This window comes from Streptomyces sp. NBC_01551, from assembly GCF_026339935.1.
Lineage (GTDB): Bacteria > Actinomycetota > Actinomycetes > Streptomycetales > Streptomycetaceae > Streptomyces.
This window is the reverse complement of the sequence record NZ_JAPEPX010000001.1, coordinates 2503291-2521440: the sequence shown is the minus strand read 5'-3', so window position 1 is coordinate 2521440 and position 18150 is coordinate 2503291. Positions and strand designations below refer to the sequence as shown.

14 protein-coding genes are annotated in these 18150 nt (G+C 71.2%); 9 read left to right on the top strand and 5 right to left on the bottom strand.

Going from position 1 to position 18150, the window contains the following annotated elements:
* Positions 1-22: 22 nt before the first annotated feature.
* The 6 genes from OG982_RS11230 to OG982_RS11205 all read left to right on the top strand — a co-directional run bounded on the left by OG982_RS11230 (position 23) and on the right by OG982_RS11205 (position 8669).
* Positions 23-1822 (top strand): ABC-F family ATP-binding cassette domain-containing protein, encoded by a 1800-nt coding sequence (locus tag OG982_RS11230; protein ID WP_266787755.1) that lies wholly within the window; start codon positions 23-25, stop codon positions 1820-1822.
* A gap of 156 nt (positions 1823-1978) precedes the next feature.
* The gene (locus OG982_RS11225; protein WP_266948445.1) at positions 1979-3679 is read left to right on the top strand and encodes a PQQ-binding-like beta-propeller repeat protein; all 1701 of its coding nucleotides are present in this window, start codon (positions 1979-1981) and stop codon (positions 3677-3679) included.
* Between the two features lie 167 nt (positions 3680-3846).
* Positions 3847-5520, top strand: a complete 1674-nt coding sequence (locus OG982_RS11220; protein WP_323139247.1) for a PQQ-binding-like beta-propeller repeat protein — start codon at positions 3847-3849, stop codon at positions 5518-5520.
* 171 nt (positions 5521-5691) lie between these two features.
* Positions 5692-6372: a LuxR C-terminal-related transcriptional regulator gene (locus tag OG982_RS11215; protein WP_266787757.1), complete on the top strand. Its 681-nt coding sequence runs from the start codon at positions 5692-5694 to the stop codon at positions 6370-6372.
* 87 nt (positions 6373-6459) lie between these two features.
* Positions 6460-7434, top strand: a complete 975-nt coding sequence (gene galE / locus OG982_RS11210) for a UDP-glucose 4-epimerase GalE (protein ID WP_266948443.1) — start codon at positions 6460-6462, stop codon at positions 7432-7434.
* Positions 7435-7907: 473 nt separating this feature from the next.
* Entirely contained in the window at positions 7908-8669 is a 762-nt protein-coding gene (locus tag OG982_RS11205; protein ID WP_266787759.1) for a response regulator transcription factor, read from the top strand.
* On the opposite strand, the gene OG982_RS11200 is transcribed toward OG982_RS11205, so the two are convergent.
* On the bottom strand, positions 8628-9125 hold the full coding sequence (locus OG982_RS11200) for a MarR family winged helix-turn-helix transcriptional regulator (RefSeq protein ID WP_073778511.1): 498 nt from the start codon (positions 9123-9125) through the stop codon (positions 8628-8630). The two genes, OG982_RS11205 and OG982_RS11200, sit on opposite strands and share 42 nt — an antisense overlap.
* 175 nt (positions 9126-9300) lie before the next feature.
* Here OG982_RS11200 and OG982_RS11195 point away from each other — a divergent pair, with 175 nt between their 5' ends.
* On the top strand, positions 9301-10158 hold the full coding sequence (locus tag OG982_RS11195) for a trans-aconitate 2-methyltransferase (RefSeq protein ID WP_266948441.1): 858 nt from the start codon (positions 9301-9303) through the stop codon (positions 10156-10158).
* A gap of 2 nt (positions 10159-10160) precedes the next feature.
* On the top strand, positions 10161-10529 hold the full coding sequence (locus OG982_RS11190) for a VOC family protein (protein WP_266948439.1): 369 nt from the start codon (positions 10161-10163) through the stop codon (positions 10527-10529).
* 72 nt (positions 10530-10601) lie between these two features.
* On the opposite strand, the gene OG982_RS11185 is transcribed toward OG982_RS11190, so the two are convergent.
* The 3 genes from OG982_RS11185 to OG982_RS11175 all read right to left on the bottom strand — a co-directional run bounded on the left by OG982_RS11185 (position 10602) and on the right by OG982_RS11175 (position 14285).
* Positions 10602-12365 (bottom strand): VCBS repeat-containing protein, encoded by a 1764-nt coding sequence (locus OG982_RS11185; protein ID WP_266948437.1) that lies wholly within the window; start codon positions 12363-12365, stop codon positions 10602-10604.
* Between the two features lie 265 nt (positions 12366-12630).
* Entirely contained in the window at positions 12631-13302 is a 672-nt protein-coding gene (locus OG982_RS11180) for a TetR/AcrR family transcriptional regulator (protein WP_266792035.1), read from the bottom strand.
* A complete protein-coding gene (locus tag OG982_RS11175; protein ID WP_266787763.1) occupies positions 13302-14285 on the bottom strand; it encodes a fatty acid desaturase in 984 nt (327 codons plus the stop codon). The genes OG982_RS11180 and OG982_RS11175 overlap by 1 nt, the downstream gene beginning before the upstream one ends.
* 448 nt (positions 14286-14733) lie before the next feature.
* Here OG982_RS11175 and ppc point away from each other — a divergent pair, with 448 nt between their 5' ends.
* Complete coding sequence (gene ppc / locus OG982_RS11170; RefSeq protein WP_266792037.1) at positions 14734-17427, top strand: phosphoenolpyruvate carboxylase; 2694 nt, start codon at positions 14734-14736, stop codon at positions 17425-17427.
* Positions 17428-17516: 89 nt separating this feature from the next.
* Here ppc and pth read toward each other — a convergent pair whose 3' ends face one another.
* Complete coding sequence (pth, locus tag OG982_RS11165; protein WP_266787764.1) at positions 17517-18107, bottom strand: aminoacyl-tRNA hydrolase; 591 nt, start codon at positions 18105-18107, stop codon at positions 17517-17519.
* Between the last annotated feature and the right edge of the window lie 43 nt (positions 18108-18150).

Genomic DNA, 18150 nt, shown 5'->3' with positions numbered 1-18150 from the left:
ACCCTTCCCTGGAGCGCGTCTGATGGCCGTCAATCTGGTCAATGTCGAGGCAGTCGGCAAGGTGTACGGAACCCGTGCCCTGCTCGACGGCATCTCCCTCGGCGTATCCGAGGGGGACCGGATCGGTGTCGTGGGCCGCAACGGCGACGGCAAGACCACCCTGATCCGCATGCTCGCCAAGCTGGAGGAGCCCGACACCGGCCGGGTCACCCAGTCCGGCGGCCTGCGCATGGGCGTCCTCACCCAGCACGACTCCCTCGACCCCTCGGCCACCATCCGGCACGAGATCATCCGGGACATGGCCGACCACGAGTGGGCCGGCAACGCCAAGATCCGCGACGTGCTCACCGGCCTCTTCGGCGGGCTCGACCTGCCCGGCTTCGGCCAGGGCCTCGACACGGTCATCGGCCCGCTCTCCGGCGGCGAGCGCCGCCGCATCGCGCTCGCCAAGCTGCTCATCGCCGACCAGGACCTCCTCGTCCTCGACGAGCCCACCAACCACCTCGACGTCGAGGGCATCTCCTGGCTGGCCAAGCACCTCCAGGAGCGCCGCTCGGCGCTCGTCTGCGTCACCCACGACCGCTGGTTCCTCGACCAGGTCTGCACCCGCATGTGGGACGTCCAGCGCGGCGCCGTGTTCGAGTACGAGGGCGGCTACAGCGACTACGTCTTCGCCCGCGCCGAGCGCGACCGCATCGCCGCCACCGAGGAGTCCAAGCGGCAGAACCTGATGCGCAAGGAGCTCGCCTGGCTGCGCCGCGGCGCCCCCGCCCGGACCTCCAAGCCGCGCTACCGCATCGAGGCCGCCAACGAGCTCATCGCCGACGTGCCGCCGCCGCGCGACAAGTCCGAGCTGATGAAGTTCGCCAACGCCCGTCTCGGCAAGACCGTGTTCGACCTGGAGAACGTCACCGTCCAGGCCGGGCCGAAGACCCTGCTCAAGCACCTCACCTGGCACCTCGGCCCCGGCGACCGCGTCGGCCTCGTCGGCGTCAACGGCGCCGGCAAGACCTCGTTGCTGCGCGCTCTCGCCGAGGCCGCCCGTACCCAGGGCGAGACCCAGCCGGCGGCCGGCACCGTCACCGTCGGAAAGACCGTCAAGCTGGCCTACCTCTCCCAGGAGGTCGGCGAACTCGACCCGTCCCTGCGGGTCCTGGAGGCCGTCCAGCGCGTCCGCGACCGCGTCGACCTCGGCAAGGGCCGCGAGATGACGGCGGGCCAGCTGTGCGAGCAGTTCGGCTTCACCAAGGAGAAGCAGTGGACGCCCGTCGGCGACCTCTCCGGCGGCGAGCGCCGCCGGCTGCAGATCCTGCGCCTGCTGATGGACGAGCCCAACGTCCTCTTCCTCGACGAGCCCACCAACGACCTCGACATCGAGACCCTGACCCAGCTGGAGGACCTCCTCGACGGCTGGCCCGGCTCGATGATCGTGATCTCCCACGACCGGTTCTTCATCGAGCGCACCACCGACACGGTGATGGCGCTGCTCGGCGACGCGAGCCTGCGGATGCTGCCGCGCGGCCTGGACGAGTACCTGGAGCGCCGGCAGCGGATGATCGAGGCGGCCGCCCCGGCGCCCGCCCCGGCCGCCGCCGCCAAGTCGAGCGCCTCCGGGGACTCGCGCGCCGCGAAGAAGGAGCTCCAGAAGATCGAGCGGCAGCTCAACAAGATGTCGGACCGCGAGACGAACCTGCACGCCCAGATCGCCGAGAACTCCACCGACTACGACAAGGTCGCCAAGCTCGACGCGGAGCTGCGCGAACTCATCGCCGAGCGGGACGAGTTGGAGATGCGCTGGCTGGAACTGGCCGAGGACGCGTGAGTTCGGCCCGCCACCGAGGCCAACTGGCCGGATAACGGCGGTGTCACGGGCCGGTTCTCCCTTGGGTACAGGGGCTGGACCGGCCCGGTGCTTGTCGGCCACGGGTGATAGAAAGGTGATCCTCCTCAACCCGCCCGACGCCGAAGGTATGCGCTGATGACCGAGCCGCCCCAGCCGCCGAACCAGCCGCCGACACCTTCCGGTTACGGACACCTGCCCGGGCCACCGCCCCAGCAGCCGCCCGGGTACGGGTACCCGCAGGCGGGCGACAACCCGTACGCGCAGCAGCCGCAGCAGCCGCAGCAGCCGCCCACGCAGCCCATGCAGCCGCCGATGCCGCCCCAGCCCGGTTACGCGTACCCGCCCCCCACGGGCCCCGGGATGCCCCCGACGGCGCCGATGGGATTCCCCGGCCCGCCGCAGCCCGGCGCCCCCGGCCCGGGCCGGAGGCGGAACCTGACGGCCCTGATCGCCGCGTCCGTCGCGGGCGTCCTCGTCCTCGGCACCGGCGCGTACTTCGCCTTCGCCGACGGCGGCTCCGACGACCCGAAGGAGCCCGTCGCGCAGAGCCCCGCCCCCGCCGACCCCAAGCCGTCCGCCTCCGCGTCCGTGGACGACGGCGACGGCAGCGGGAACGGCGGCGGGGAGCAGGAGGACCTCAACGCGGGCCGCAAGCAGGGCGAGGACAAGGTCCTCTGGTTCAAGACCACCAAGATCGACGGTCCGGGGTCGGGCGTCGAGGCGAAGGGCCAGTGGGTCGCCGGCGACGCCGTCGTCAAGAGCGCCTGGAAGTCCCTCGTCGCCTACTCCGCGGCCGACGGCAAGGAGAAGTGGAAGCTCGACTTCAAGACCGAGATCTGTGCCACGGCCGGCAAGACCACGACCGACGGCAAGACCATCGTCGTCGTCCGCGCGAACGACGCCGACACCTCCGCCTGCAACCAGATGAAGATGATCGACCTCAAGGCGGGCAAGGAGGGCTGGACGAAGGAGATCGCCCAGGAAGGCGCCTTCGACATCGACAGCAGTGCCGACCTGACCCTCACCGGGGACACCGTCGCCATCAACCGCCTCGTCAAGACCAGCGCCTACAAGATCAGCACCGGCGACAAGCTCTTCGCGGGCAACGGCGCCGACGGCTGCCAGCCCGGTGCCTACGCGGCCGGCAACGGCAAGATGATCGGCGTCGCGACCTGCCAGGACCCCGACCGCACCGTCGAGGTCCAGGACGCCGACCCGGTCACCGGCAAGAAGAGCTGGTCCTACCGGCTCCCCAAGGGCTTCAAGGTCAAGGGCGTCTACTCCGTCGACCCGGTCGTCCTCGACCTCGGCAACGAGACCTCCAAGGAGCGCTCCATCGTGGTCCTCGGACCCGACGGCAAGCCCCGCACCAGCGTCAGCGGCGAAGGCAGCTTCCCCGTCAACTGCGGCAAGCGCGACCACGTCCTGCAGGGCTGCGGCGACTCCGCCGTCGACTCCGGCACCCTCTACCTCGCCACCTCCGCCGACGTCGGCAAGGCCAACGAGATCGTCGCCTTCGACCTGGGCACCGGCAAGGTCAAGTGGCGCACCCCGGCCGGGGACAAGGGCACCCTCGTCCCGCTCAAGGCCGCCGACGGCAAGCTGGTCTTCTACCGGGAGGCCACCAGCGAGCAGGGCGGCGAGATCCTCTCGATCCCGGCCGCCGGCGGCCAGCCCACCGCGCTGCTGCGCCACCCGTCGGGCGCCGCCGCCGAGGTCGAGAGCTCCTTCTTCACCCCCAGGGCCGACTACGTGGACGGCCGGTTCTTCATCTCCGCCACCCGGCTGATCGCCCGGGGCAAGGACGAGAAGTTCCTGATGGTCTTCGGCAAGTGAACGAGTCCACCGAGTCGCCCACCGAGAGGCAGCAGCACGCCATGAGTACCCCGCCACCCCCCAGCCAGCCGCCTGCCGGCGGGTTCGGCGCCCCGCAGGATCCCCCTCCCGGTGGATTCGGCAAGCAGGTGCCGCCCGTACCGCCGGCGCCCCCGCAGCAGCCGCCCATGCCGCCCCAGATGCCCCAGCAGCAGCCGCCCGCGCCCCCGCAGCAGCCGCCCGCACCGCCGGCCGGCGACCCGCGCCAGCCCGCGTACGGATACCCGCAGGCGGGCTACGGCTACCCGCAGCAGCCCGGCGCCCCGGGGCAGTTCAGCGCCCCCAGCGCCCCCGGCATGCCCGCGACCGTCCCCACGCCCCAGGCCCCGGTCCCGGCCGCGCCCGGCGGCGGTGGCGGTGGCGGCGGTGACGTGCGCACCCAGCTGATGATCGTCGGCGCGGCGCTGCTCGCCATCGTCCTCATCGTCGGCGGGGGCTTCTGGTACGTCTCCGGCGACGACGGCGGCACGAGCACCACCGCCACCGACGGCGGCGGCAAGGGCGAGTCCAAGGCCAAGGAGCCGGCCGCGCCCGGCGGCACCGAGAAGGTGCCCTCCAACACCAAGTCGAAGACCCTGGTCAACGTCCCGCTCCCGGAGCCGGAGGAGCAGGTCACCGTCGAGGGCTCCTGGCTCACCGACTCCGTCTACGCCAAGTCCGACGTGGGCAAGGTCGTCGGCTACAACCTGGTCGACGGCGGCAAGAAGTGGGAGACCCCGCTCCCCGCCAACGTCTGCGGCGCCACGAAGTACATCACCGACAACAAGTCGGCCATCCTCTTCGACGAGGCCAAGCCCTCGGCGGAGAAGAAGTACCCGGCGTGCACCCAGGTCGGCGTCATCGACCTGAACACCGGCAAGCTCCTGTGGTCCGCCACCGCCAAGTCCTCCACCGGCGGCGACAAGCCCGTCACCTTCAGCGAAGTCACCATCAGCGGCCAGACCGTCGCGGCCGGCGGCCTCGGTGGCGGCGCCGCCTGGAACCTCGCCGACGGCAAGCCCCTGTGGTCGCCTAAGGTCGACGGCGAGGGCTGCAAGGACGTCGGCTACGCGGGCGGCGACGCGCTCGGCGTGATCCGCTCCTGCGGCCGTGCCTCCGAGCCGACCCTGTACGCGCAGCTCCTCGACGCGACCTCGGGCGCGCCGAAGTACTCGTACAAGCTGTCCGCGGGCATCCCCTACGCCGGCATCATCTCCACGAAGCCGATGGTCATCGCGGCCAACGTCGGCAACACCGCCAAGAACGCCACCAACGTCAGCGACCTGTTCGTCCTCGACGACGCGGGCCAGCTCAAGACGCGCATCGGCCTGGCCTCCGGCAACTTCGGTCCCGACTGCCCCGCAAACGACGTCGAGCAGTGCTCCGGCATGGTCGTCGGCAACGGCAAGGTCTACCTGCCCTCCTACGAGCACGCGGGCACCTCGGAGTACGGCAAGACCAACGAGCTGCTCTCCTTCGACCTGGAGACCGGCAAGCAGACCAGCGACCGCGCCGACGCCGGCGAGCGGTACACCCTGTACCCGCTGCGCATGGACGGCTCGAACGTCATCGTCTACAAGGTGCCCCCGTACGACAAGGGCGGCCAGATCGTCTCCGTCGACGGCAAGACGATGAAGCAGACCGTCCTGATGGAGAACCCGGCGGACAAGACCAGCCAGCGCGCCGAGACCTCCTTCCTGGTCGACCACGCGGAGCTCCGCTACAACAACGGCAAGCTGTTCCTGGCCGGGAAGTACGCCCGCAAGTCGACCTCCACCGGGGGCGACCCGCGCTACCTCTTCGTCTCCTTCACCGCGAGCTGACGGCGAGCTGACCGCGGCGGAGCCGCTCCGCGGCCACCGCACGGTCGCACCGAAGCCGGCAGAAGCCCCCGGAAGGTCCCTCCTTCCGGGGGCTTCTGCGCGGTATCCCCCGCGCGACGTCGAACAAGCGTGTAGCTTCCGGGTCAGAAGGGTCGGGGGTGGGGTGCCTCAATGGGCGTACGGGTCATGGTGGTCGACGAGCACCGGCTGCTGGCCGAGGCGCTCGCCTCGGCCCTGAAGCTGCGCGGGCACCGCGTGCTCGCGGCGGCGGCCCCGGCCGCGGGCGCCGCCGAACTGGTCATCAGCCGCGCCCCGGAGGTCTGCCTCTTCGGCACCGCGACCCCCGCCGACCCCGGGGTCTTCGAACCCGTGGTGCGCATCAAGCGGGAGCGCGCGCAGATCGCCGTCGTGGTCCTGGGCCCGGTGCCCAGCCCGCGCGGGATCGCGGCCGCCTTCGCCGCCGGCGCCTCGGGGTACGTCCGCCACGACGAGCGCATCGAGGGCGTCGAGCGGGCGCTCGCCAAGGCCCGGGCGGGGGAGGTCGCCATCGCCCCGCAGCTGCTCCAGGGAGCGTTCTCGGAGCTCCTGAACCCCGCCGCCCAGCCCGACGACGAGGGCAGCAGGCTGCTGCGGCTGCTCACCCCGCGCGAGGTGGAGGTCCTCGTACGGGTCGCGGAGGGCGAGGACACCCGGCTGATCGCCGCCGGGATGGCCATCGCGCCGAGCACCGCCCGTACGCACGTCCAGCGGGTGCTGATGAAGCTGGGCGTGGGATCGCGGCTGGAGGCGGCCGCGCTGGCCGCCCGGACGGGCCTGCTGGACCGGGCGGGTTCGGCCACCCGGACGCTCTGACGCTTTCCCCGGCGGGGCGTGATCCGGTATGCCAGTGGTCAGCACGCGCCGTCGCGCGTGCGTTCCCCCGCGAGAGGCAGCAGGCGAGTGAGCGACACGGCGACATCGAAGTACCTGGTCACCGGCGGCGCCGGGTACGTGGGCAGCGTCGTGGCCGCCCACCTCCTGGAGGCCGGGCACGAGGTCGTCGTCCTCGATGACCTGGCCACCGGCTTCCGCGCGGGACTGCCGCGCGGCGCTTCCTTCATCGAGGGCCGGATCCAGGACGCCGCCGCACACCTGGACCCGTCCTTCGACGCGGTCCTGCACTTCGCGGCCTCCTCGCAGGTGGGGGAGTCCGTCGCCAACCCCGGCAAGTACTGGGACAACAACGTCGGCGGAACGCTCGCCCTGCTGACCGCGATGCGCGCGGCGGGCGTGGGCCGGCTGGTGTTCTCCTCCACCGCCGCGACCTACGGGGAGCCGGCCGAGGCCGCGCTGACCGAGTCCTCGGCGACCGCGCCGACCAATCCGTACGGGGCCTCGAAGCTGGCCGTGGACCACATGATCGCGGGGGAGTGCGTGGCGCACGGCCTGGCGGCGGTCTCGCTGCGCTACTTCAACGTGGCCGGCGCCTACGGCGAGTTCGGCGAGCGGCACGACCCGGAGACCCACCTGATCCCGCTGGTCCTCCAGGTGGCCCTCGGACAGCGGGAGTCCATCTCGGTGTTCGGCGAGGACTACCCGACGCCGGACGGCACCTGCGTGCGCGACTACATCCACGTCGCCGACCTGGCGGAGGCCCACCTGGCCGCCCTGCGGGCCGCGGCGCCCGGGGAGCACCTGGTGTGCAACCTCGGCAACGGCAGCGGCTTCTCGGTGCGGGAGGTCATCGAGACCGTCCGCAAGGTCACCGGGCGGGAGATCCCGGAGGTCGTCGCCCCGCGCCGCGCCGGCGACCCGGCGGTGCTGGTGGCCTCGGCCCGCACCGCCCACGAGCGGCTCGGCTGGACCCCGACCCGCTCCGACCTCACCGGCATCGTGACCGACGCCTGGAACTTCGCGCGCGCACACGCCTCCTGAGCGCCTCCCGAGCCCTTCGGCACCGCCCGTCCGCGTCCCCCGCACCGCGGGGTGCGGGGGCGCCCGGTGTCCGGCGCACGCCGTGGCCGGGCGCTGTGCGCGGGCGCCCGGCGTGCGTACGCCGGGTGAAACGCACCCCGTGCATCTGCCCGAGGCACGCGCCGGGCCGTAAACCGCCATCCCTACCCGCCGGGCGGTTGATTTCCAGCCACCGGCAAGCGGGTTCGGAGCGCGCGCCCCCGAAAATCGCTCGGAAAACTTCTGCTATTCGGCCAACCGTGAGCCGCGCCCGGCCCTACGCTGATGCGTGACACCGGTGGGGGCCGGTGTTGATTCAGGGGTCGAGACAAGTCGGGTACGACGTCCGGTCCGGGGTAGTGCAGAGATGTCTCGGCGGCGGCCGCGGCGGCTGCGGATCACCCGGTCCGGGCGCCGTACCCGCCGTCGTCCGTTCCCCGACCCTTGGGGGTTTTGTGGTTCGTATCCGGGTTCTCGTCGTCGACGATCACCGCATCTTCGCCGAATCGCTCGCAGCCGCGCTCGCGGCCGAGCCGGACGTGGACGTGTCCGCGGCCGGCAGCGGCCCCGCCGCGCTGCGCTGCCTCGAACGCGCGGCGGCCGAGGGCCGCCGCTTCGACGTCCTGCTCGTGGACGCCGATCTCGGCGCCGCCGGGGCCGTGCCCGCCCAGCGGGAGCCGGGGTCCGGGCCACCGCCCGGCTCGGACGGGATCGCCCTGGTCGCCGGGGTACGGGTGTCGCACCCCGGGGTCCGCACCGTGGTCCTCGCCGAACGCGACGACCCCCGCCGGGCCGCCCTCGCGCTCCAGGCCGGGGCCTCGGGCTGGGTCGCCAAGGACTCCTCGCTGTCGCGGCTGCTCGCCGTGATCCGGGGCGTCCTGCGGGAGGAGACCCACCTGCCGCCCGCCCTGCTGACCGGGGTGCTGCGCGAGTTGACGGCGGCGCGCAAGCACCGCACCGACAGCGAACGGCTGGTGGAGTCGCTGACTCCGCGCGAGCACGAGGTGCTGCGCTGCATGGTGGCGGGCCTGGGCCGCAAGGACGTGGCGGCCCGGCTGTTCCTGTCCCCGCACACGGTCCGCACCCACATGCAGAACGTGCTGGGCAAGCTGGGCGTGCACTCGACGCTCGCCGCCGTGGCACTGGCCCGGCGGGCCGGCGTACGGCCCGCGGAACTAGCCGGGGATGTTGTCGAACGGAGCGGTCAACTGGCGTAGCAGCCCGGCGAGGTCACCGCGCTGGCCCCGGGAGAGCTGGGCGAGGATCGCCCGCTCCTGGGCCAGCAGTCCGGCCAGGGACTGGTCGGCGCGGTCACGCCCCTCGGGGGTGAGCCGGACCAGTACCCCGCGCCGGTCGTTGGGGTCGGGAAGCCGCTCGACGAGGCCCTTCTTGGCGAGCCGGTCGATGCGGTTGGTCATGGTGCCCGAGGTGACCAGCGTCTGGGTCAGCAGCTGGCCGGGGGAGAGCTGGTACGGCGCGCCGGCGCGCCGCAGCGAGGTCAGGACGTCGAACTCCCAGGGCTCCAGGCCGTGCTCGGAGAAGGCCAGCCTGCGGGCGCGGTCGAGGTGGCGCGCGAGCCTGCTGACGCGGCTGAGCACCTCGAGCGGTTCCACGTCGAGGTCAGGGCGCTCCCGCCGCCATGCCGCGACCAGTCGGTCGACCTCGTCCTCCATGCCGATCAGTGTAAGGGGTCTGTCGATATGAAGTCTCTTCATGTCGATCTTTTTCGCGCCGATCTTCTTGATGGCGAGATTCTCGACATCGAGATATATTTTCCAGGGCACGGGGCATGGAGGGGGCCGGAACGGCTTCCGCTTCCGCCCGCCCCACCAGTAGGGAGGCTCGAACATGCATTCCGATACCGCCTCTGCCAGGATCCCCCTGGCCGCCGCCCCCTCCGCCCCGACCTGGGACCCCCAGCAGTACCTGCGGCACGCCGGACACCGCACACGCCCTTTCCTCGACCTGCTCACCCGCATACCCGAGCTCCCCACCCGCGCCCCGCGCATCGCCGACCTCGGCTGCGGCCCCGGCAACGTCACCGCGCTCCTCGCCGACCGCTGGCCCCAGGCCCGCATCACCGGCTACGACCTCTCCCCGGAGATGCTCCACCGCGCCACCGAGGAGTACGCCGGCCCCACCGACGGCGGCGGCAGCCTCGACTTCCGCCGCGCCGACCTCGGCCACTGGCTCCCCGAGGAGCCGTACGACCTGATCGTCTCCAACGCCGCCCTCCAGTGGGTCCCGAGCCACCCCGGCTCCTTCGCCCCCTGGATCAACGGCCTGAGCCCCGGCGGGACCTTCGCGTTCCAGATCCCCGCCAACTTCACCGCGCCCAGCCACGGCCTGCTCGCCGAACTCTGCGACGCCCCCCGCTGGCGCGCGCGCCTCGCCGGCCACGGCGCGCGCTACATCCACCTCCTCGAACCCGCCGAGTACCTCGCCCGCTTCACCGAGCTGGGCTGCTCCGCCGACATCTGGGAGACCACCTACCACCAGCTGCTCGACGGGCCCGACCCGGTGCTCGACTGGGTCAAGGGCACCGCGCTGCGCCCGGTGCTCACCGCGCTGGGCGACGACCGCCGCGCCGTGGAGGCCTTCCTCGGCGAGTACCGCGACCTGCTGCGCGAGGCCTACCCGCGGGGCCCGCGCGGCACCGTGTTCCCGTTCCGCCGCATCTTCGCCGTCGCCCGCAGGGAGGCCTGACCGTGCTCGCAGCCGTGGACCACGTACAGCTCGCCGCACCGCCGGGATCGGAGGACCGGCTGCGCGCGTACTACAGAGACGTGCTGGGGATGGCGGAGATCCCCAAACCTCCCCTGCTGGCGGCCCGCGGCGGCTGCTGGTTCGCGGCCGGGCCGGTGCAGCTGCACCTGGGCGTGGAGGAGGACTTCCGTCCCGCGCGCAAGGCCCACCCCGGGCTGCGCGTCACCGGGATCGAGGCGTACGCGCGCTGCCTGGAGGAGCGCGGCGCCAAGGTGGTGTGGGACGACGGCCTGCCGGGGCACCGGCGGTTCTACTCCGAGGACCCGGTGGGCAACCGGCTGGAGTTCCTGGAGCCGCACGACGCGGCCTGATGTGACATGACGACGCGACGGCGCCCCGCCACCGGAGATCCGGTGACGGGGCGCCGTCGTGTGCGGGAGCCGCTAGTGCAGTTCCTTGTACGTGTTCCAGCCGCTGCCGATGGTGGAACGGCCGTTGAAGGTGCTCAGACCGCCCTGGCCGGTGGCCGAGTAGCGGTACGCCGTACCGGCGGAGTCCACGGCCATCAGGTCCGCCCGGCCGTCACCGGTGATGTCACCGACGGCGGCGAGCTTGTTGAAGCTGTTCCAGCCGCCGCTGCCGATCTGCACGCGGTCGCCCAGGACGCCGGCGTCGCGGCCGGTGCCCGGGTAGGCCCACAGGGTGCCGTCGGTGCCGCGGGCCACCAGGTCCGCGACGCCGTCGCCGGTGACGTCACCGGCGCCGAGCAGCTTGTTGTAGATGCCCCAGCCGCCGCCGACGCGCACGCGGCTGAAGAAGCCGGTGCCGGTGCCCTTGCTCTCGTAGAACCACAGGACGTTGGACTTGTCCCGGGCGAGCAGGTCGCCGTATCCGTCGCCGTTGAGGTCACCCACGCCGACGATGGAGTTGTAGATGTCCCAGCCGCCGCCGATGTAGGTGTCACCGCTGTACAGGTCGCCGCCGTACCACCACAGCATGTTGGCTTCGGCGTTGGTGTCCAGCGAGGAAACCAGCGCCATTCCGACCTCGGCCGGGAAGCTGCCGTTCTCGGCGAGCTGCTGGCGGTCTTCGAAGTTGCCGTTCTGGCGGCCGAAGTAGCCGTAGAGGGCGCCGCCGCTGGTGCGGCCGAAGACCTCGGACTTGCCGTGCGCGGGGACGCCGCCCTGACCGGAGATCAGGTTGACGTACTCCCAGCCGGAGCTGAGCTTGGTGCGGTCACCCAGGACGCCGTCGCCCTGCACCGGGTAGACCCAGGTCTGGCCGTTCACCTCGCGCGCCAGGACCCAGCTGAGGCCGGAGCGGTCGGACAGCGCGGTGATCTGGTTGTAGATCGTCCAGCCGGTACCGGTCTTCTTGCCCGAGGCGAAGGTGCCGGCTGCGCCGGTGCCCTTGTAGAAGTACATGAGGCCGGACGGCGTGGTGGCCAGGACATCGGCCTTGCCGTCGGCGTCGTAGTCGGCACCACCGATGATCTGGGAGAACATGTCCCAGCCGCCACCGATGTAGATGCGGTCGCCGAACGGGTCGTTCCACCCGGCCTTGCCGTTGCCCGGGTAGAGGTAGAGGGAGCCGCCGGGCGTGCGGGCCAGCACGTCGGGGTTGCCGTCGCCGGTCAGGTCGCCGGCCCCGATCAGCTTGTTGTAGACGCCCCAGCCGCCGCCGGACCACGACGAGAAGCCGGAGCCGGTGGTGGAGGCCTCGGCGAGCGAGAGGCGGCCCGTGACCGACAGCTGGAGCAGCTCCGGGAGCCCGTTGTGGTCGAGGTCGCCCACCGGGACGACGTCCTTGAAGTCCTCGTTGTCGTCGGCCTTGTGGACGCCGAAAGCGGTGTCGCCGTTCTCGTTCTTCGTGGCCTTGAGATAGGACTTGCCGTTGAGCGTGCGGTAGAGGATGTCGTCGCGGCCGTCACCGTCCACGTCGAAGAGGGGACCGCCTGCGGTCCCGGCGGTCGCGACGGACGGCGCGCCCTCGGCTCCACGCTGGAGCTGCTGCTTCTGTGCCTTCGGAGTCGCCTTCGGCGCGACGTCCGACAGGTGGCCGCCGGCCCGCTGGTCGAGGGTGGGCCGCTCGATGTCGGCGGGGGCCTTCGGGGTGCCGTCGGCGGACGCCGGGCCGGCGAGGAGCATGCCGGCCGCGAGGGCGACGGCGGTGCAGGCCGCGATGCGGCCGGCGCGCTTGGGGCGCATGAAAGACAAGAGGTCTCCCTGTTGAAAAATCAGGCGAAACCGGGTTGAAGGCACTCGCGCAGGGCGCGCGAAGGCGCAGCACATTGCGCAGAGGTTGCCATTACCCCCCCGGGAAGTAACCGAAGAGTACCTCTGGGGAAGGGGTGACAGAAGCGGTTTCCAACCGGATTTTGATCACGTTCAGATCATCCTCCCCGGCACCCCTCCGGGCATGCGGATGCCCGGGCCATCAGGCCCGGGCATCCATGCGGTTTCAGCCACGCCCTCAGCTCTTGCGGCGGCCCACCAGCTGCGGCTTCGCCTCCAGCCCGTCCAGCCCGTGCCAGGCCAGATTCACCAGGTGGGCGGCCACCTCCGCCTTCTTCGGGCGACGCGTTTCCAGCCACCACTGACCGGTCAGCGCCACCATCCCCACCAGCGCCTGCGCGTACAGCGGGGCGAGCTTCGGATCGAAGCCGCGGTTCTTGAACTCCATCCCCAGGATGTCCTCGACCTGGGTGGCGATATCGCTGATCAGCGAGGCGAACGTACCCGTCGACTGGGCCACCGGAGAATCCCGCACCAGGATCCGGAACCCGTCCGTATAGCTCTCGATGTAGTCCAGCAGCGCGAACGCCGCTTGCTCCAGCAGCTCCCGCGGATGTCCCGCCGTCAGCGCGCCCGTCACCCCGTCGAGCAGCTGGCGCATCTCCCGGTCCACGACGACCGCGTACAGGCCCTCCTTGCCGCCGAAGTGCTCGTACACCACCGGCTTGGACACCCCGGCCTTCGCCGCGATCTCCTCCACCGACGTGCCCTCGAAGCCCTTCTCGGCGAACAGGGCACGGCCGATGTCCAGCAGCTGCTGACGCCGCTCGGCGCCCGTCATCCGGACCCGGCGACCCCGCCTGGGCTTGTCACTGCTGGAACTGTTGCCGTCGATCGCCACGTCCCCCATCATGCCGCGTTCGATGTCTTTTCCTTGCGCCGGGCGTCGATCCGCGCACCCGACGGCCACCGCACGTCGGAAGCCCACCCCAGCTGCTCGAACCAGCGGATCAGCCGCGCGCTGGAGTCCACCTGGCCGCGCAGCACACCGTGCCGCGCCGACGTCGGATCCGCGTGGTGCAGGTTGTGCCAGGACTCCCCGCACGACAGCACCGCCAGCCACCACACGTTGCCACTGCGGTCCCGCGACTTGAAGGGACGCTTGCCCACCGCGTGACAGATCGAATTGATCGACCACGTCACATGGTGCAGCAGCGCCACACGCACCAGCGAACCCCAGAAGAACGCCGTGAACGCCCCCCACCACGACATGGTCACCAGACCGCCCACCAGCGGCGGGATCGCCAACGACACCACCGTCCACAGCACGAAGTCCCGCGAGATCCGCCGCAGCGCCGGATCCTTGATCAGATCCGGCGCGTACTTCTGCTGATTGGTCTGCTCCTCGTCGAACAGCCAGCCGATGTGCGCCCACCACAGGCCCTTCATCAGCGCCGGCACCGTCTCCCCGAACCGCCACGGCGAATGCGGGTCACCCTCGTGATCCGAGTACTTGTGGTGCTTGCGGTGATCCGCCACCCAGCGCACCAGCGGACCCTCCACCGCCATCGACCCCATGACCGCCAGCGCGATCCGCAACGGCCGCTTCGCCTTGAAGGAACCGTGCGTGAAGTACCGGTGGAAGCCGATCGTGATCCCGTGGCAGGCCAGGAAGTACATGAACACCATCAGGCCGACGTCCAGCCAGCTCACCCCCCACCCCCAGGCCAGCGGGATCGCCGCCAGCAGCGCCACGAACGGGACGGTGATGAACAGCAGCAGCGCGATCTGCTCGATCGACCGCTTCTTCTCGCCCCCGAGCGTCGCCGACGGCGCCTCGGGGGAATCGGAGGGCGCCGAGGCGTCCTCAATCAAATCCGGGCTGATGGTCATGAGGCATCCCCTGGGGGGTGAGGAGTCGGCAGGTGCCCTGATCACAGACCTACGGATCCGTAACCTACGGCAACGTAAGTATGGCAAAGCCGAGCTCCCCGGCAAGAGGAGCGTGGCCGTCCATGACCACCCTTCGAGACGACGCCCCGGCAACCAGCCGGTATTGCCGAGGCACCGGGAGCGGACACCTATCCTGTTCACGTCGGACAGCGCGGTCCGCACGGGCAGCCCGAGCTGCGCATCAGGGTGGAGGTACTCCCCCCAGACCCCGTCCGGGGGAAACCCCACCGGACAGGGCCCGGAGACAGGTACCGCCGCGCGCACCCCGGGAACCCACCTCCCAGTAGCGCTCGAAACACCGCAAGGAGCCGCACCTGTGAGCAGTGCTGACCAGGCCCCCTCCACCACCCCCACGGCGACGTCCGCCGCCGGCGCGGCCAACGCCGAGCTGCGCGCCGACATCCGCCGCCTCGGCGACCTCCTCGGCGAAACCCTCGTACGCCAGGAAGGCCAGGAACTCCTCGACCTCGTCGAAAAGGTCCGCGCCCTCACCCGCACCGACGGCGAAGCCGCCGCCGAGCTGCTCGGCGACACCGACCTGGAGACCGCCGCCAAGCTCGTACGGGCCTTCTCCACCTACTTCCACCTCGCCAACGTCACCGAGCAGGTGCACCGCGGCAAGGAACTGCGCGCCCACCGCGCCGCCGAAGGCGGCCTCCTCGCCCGCACCGCGGACATGCTCAAGGACGCCGACCCCGAACACCTGCGCGAGACGGTCAAGAACCTCAACGTCCGCCCCGTCTTCACCGCGCACCCCACCGAAGCGGCCCGCCGCAGCGTCCTCAACAAGCTGCGCCGCATCGCCGCCCTCCTCGAAGAGCCCGTCGCCGGCGCCGGCGAACGCCGCCGCCACGACCTGCGCCTCGCCGAGAACATCGACCTCGTCTGGCAGACCGACGAACTGCGCGTCGTGCGCCCCGAGCCCGCCGACGAAGCCCGCAACGCCATCTACTACCTCGACGAACTCCACGCCGGAGCCGTCGGAGACGTCCTGGAAGACCTCGCCGCCGAACTCCAGCGCGTCGGCGTCGACCTGCCCCCCGGCACCCGCCCCCTCACCTTCGGCACCTGGATCGGCGGCGACCGCGACGGCAACCCCAACGTCACCCCCGACGTCACCCGCGACGTGCTGATCCTCCAGCACGAACACGGCATCACCGACGCCCTCGAACTCGTCGACTTCCTGCGCGGCCTGCTCTCCAACTCCATCCGCTACACCGGAGCCACCGAGGAACTCCTCGCCTCCCTCCAGGCCGACCTCGAACGCCTCCCCGAGATCAGCCCGCGCTACAAGCGGCTCAACGCCGAAGAGCCGTACCGCCTCAAGGCCACCTGCATCCGGCAGAAGCTGGTCAACACCCGCCGCCGACTGGCCCAGGGCATCCCCCACGAGGAAGGCCGCGACTACCTCGGCACCGCCGAGCTACTCACCGACCTCACCCTCATCCAGACCTCCCTGCGCGAACACCGCGGCGCCCTCTTCGCCGACGGCCGCATGGACCGCACCATCCGCACCCTGGCCGCCTTCGGCCTCCAGCTCGCCACCATGGACGTCCGCGAACACGCCGACGCCCACCACCACGCCCTCGGCCAGCTCTTCGACCGGCTCGGCGAGGAATCCTGGCGCTACGCCGACATGCCGCGCGACTACCGGCAAAAGCTCCTCGCCAAGGAGCTGCGCTCCCGCCGCCCGCTCGCGCCCACCCCCGCACCCCTCGACGCGGCCGGCCACAAGACCCTCGGCGTCTTCTTCGCCATCAAGGACGCCTTCGAGAAGTTCGGCCCCGAAGTCATCGAGTCCTACATCATCTCGATGTGCCAGGGCGCCGACGACGTCTTCGCCGCCGCCGTCCTCGCCCGCGAAGCCGGCCTCGTCGACCTCCACGCCGGCTGGGCCAAGATCGGCATCGTGCCGCTCCTGGAAACCACCGACGAACTGCGCGCCGCCGACGTCATCCTCGACGAAATGCTCGCCGACCCCTCCTACCGGCGCCTCGTCTCCCTGCGCGGCGACGTCCAAGAGGTCATGCTCGGCTACTCCGACTCCAGCAAGTTCGGCGGCATCACCACCAGCCAGTGGGAGATCCACCGCGCCCAGCGCCGACTGCGCGACGTCGCCCACCGCTACGGCGTGCGCCTGCGCCTCTTCCACGGCCGCGGCGGCACCGTCGGCCGCGGCGGCGGCCCCTCCCACGACGCGATCCTCGCCCAGCCCTGGGGCACCCTCGAAGGCGAGATCAAGGTCACCGAACAGGGCGAGGTCATCTCCGACAAGTACCTCGTCCCCTCCCTCGCCCGCGAAAACCTCGAACTGACCGTCGCCGCCACCCTGCAGGCCTCCGCCCTGCACACCGCGCCCCGCCAGTCCGACGACGACCTCGCCCGCTGGGACGCGGCCATGGACACCGTCTCCGACGCCGCCCACAGCGCCTACCGCGCACTCGTCGAGGACCCCGACCTCCCCTCGTACTTCTTCGCCGCCACCCCCGTCGACCAGCTCGCCGACCTCCACCTCGGCTCCCGGCCCTCCCGACGCCCCGACTCAGGCGCCGGCCTCGACGGCCTGCGCGCCATCCCCTGGGTCTTCGGCTGGACCCAGTCCCGCCAGATCGTCCCCGGCTGGTACGGAGTCGGCTCCGGCCTCAAGGCCCTGCGCGAAGCCGGCGGCGAACACGCCCTCACCGAGATGGGAGAGCGGTGGCACTTCTTCCGCAACTTCCTCTCCAACGTCGAGATGACCCTCGCCAAGACCGACCTGCGCATCGCCCGCCACTACGTCGACACCCTCGTCCCCGACGAGCTCAAGCACGTCTTCGACCGCATCCAGGCCGAACACGAGCTCACCGTCCGCGAAGTCCTGCGCATCACCGGCGGCCACAAGCTCCTGGACTCCAACCCCGTCCTCCAGCAGACCTTCGCCGTCCGCGACGCCTACCTCGACCCCATCTCCTACCTCCAGGTCTCCCTGCTCGCCCGCCAGCGCGCAGCCGCCGCCCGCGGCGAAGACCCCGACCCGCTGCTCTCCCGAGCCCTCCTGCTCACCGTCAACGGCGTCGCCGCCGGCCTGCGCAACACCGGCTGACCCCTCCGACACACCACCGCGGACACACGAAAGCCCCCGCCCTCCGGACCAACCGGAGCGCGGGGGCTTCCCCGTACGGCGAACGGGCCTCAGGAGTTGTACGCCGACTGGGCGCGCTCCAGACCCTCCGCGATCAGGCACTCCACCGCATCGGCGGACCGGTCCACGAACCAGTCCAGCTCCTTGCGCTCCGTCGACGAGAAGTCCTTCAGCACGAAATCCGCCACCTGCATACGGCCGGGCGGACGACCGATCCCGCACCGCACCCGGTGGTAATCCGGCCCCATCGACTTCGTCATCGACTTCAGACCGTTGTGCCCGTTGTCCCCGCCGCCCAGCTTCAGCCGCAGCGTCGGATAGTCGATGTCCAGCTCGTCATGGACCGCGACGATCCGCTCCAACGGCACCTTGTAGAAATCGCGCAACGCCGTCACCGGCCCGCCCGACAGGTTCATGAACGACATCGGCTTCGCCAGCACCACCCGCCGGTTCGCCGGACCCGGAGGACCCATGCGGCCCTCCACCACCTGCGCCCGCGCCTTGTGCGCCTTGAACTTCCCGCCGATCCGCTCCGCCAGAAGGTCGGCCACCATGAAGCCGATGTTGTGGCGGTTGCCCGCGTACTCCGGTCCGGGATTGCCGAGGCCGACGATCAGCCAGGGTGCCGCGTCGTCCGACATCAAAAGCTCCTTAAGGCCTTGAACGAAGACGACCGCCGTCCCG

Coding starts and splice junctions, on each gene's coding strand:
- OG982_RS11230 (WP_266787755.1), top strand. CDS start 23: ATGGCCGTCAATCTGGTCAATGTCGAGGCAGTCGGCAAGGTGTACGGA.
- OG982_RS11225 (WP_266948445.1), top strand. CDS start 1,979: ATGACCGAGCCGCCCCAGCCGCCGAACCAGCCGCCGACACCTTCCGGT.
- OG982_RS11220 (WP_323139247.1), top strand. CDS start 3,847: ATGCCGCCCCAGATGCCCCAGCAGCAGCCGCCCGCGCCCCCGCAGCAG.
- OG982_RS11215 (WP_266787757.1), top strand. CDS start 5,692: ATGGGCGTACGGGTCATGGTGGTCGACGAGCACCGGCTGCTGGCCGAG.
- OG982_RS11200 (WP_073778511.1), bottom strand. CDS start 9,125: ATGGAGGACGAGGTCGACCGACTGGTCGCGGCATGGCGGCGGGAGCGC.
- OG982_RS11195 (WP_266948441.1), top strand. CDS start 9,301: ATGCATTCCGATACCGCCTCTGCCAGGATCCCCCTGGCCGCCGCCCCC.
- OG982_RS11185 (WP_266948437.1), bottom strand. CDS start 12,365: ATGCGCCCCAAGCGCGCCGGCCGCATCGCGGCCTGCACCGCCGTCGCC.
- OG982_RS11180 (WP_266792035.1), bottom strand. CDS start 13,302: ATGGGGGACGTGGCGATCGACGGCAACAGTTCCAGCAGTGACAAGCCC.
- OG982_RS11175 (WP_266787763.1), bottom strand. CDS start 14,285: ATGACCATCAGCCCGGATTTGATTGAGGACGCCTCGGCGCCCTCCGAT.
- pth (WP_266787764.1), bottom strand. CDS start 18,107: ATGTCGGACGACGCGGCACCCTGGCTGATCGTCGGCCTCGGCAATCCC.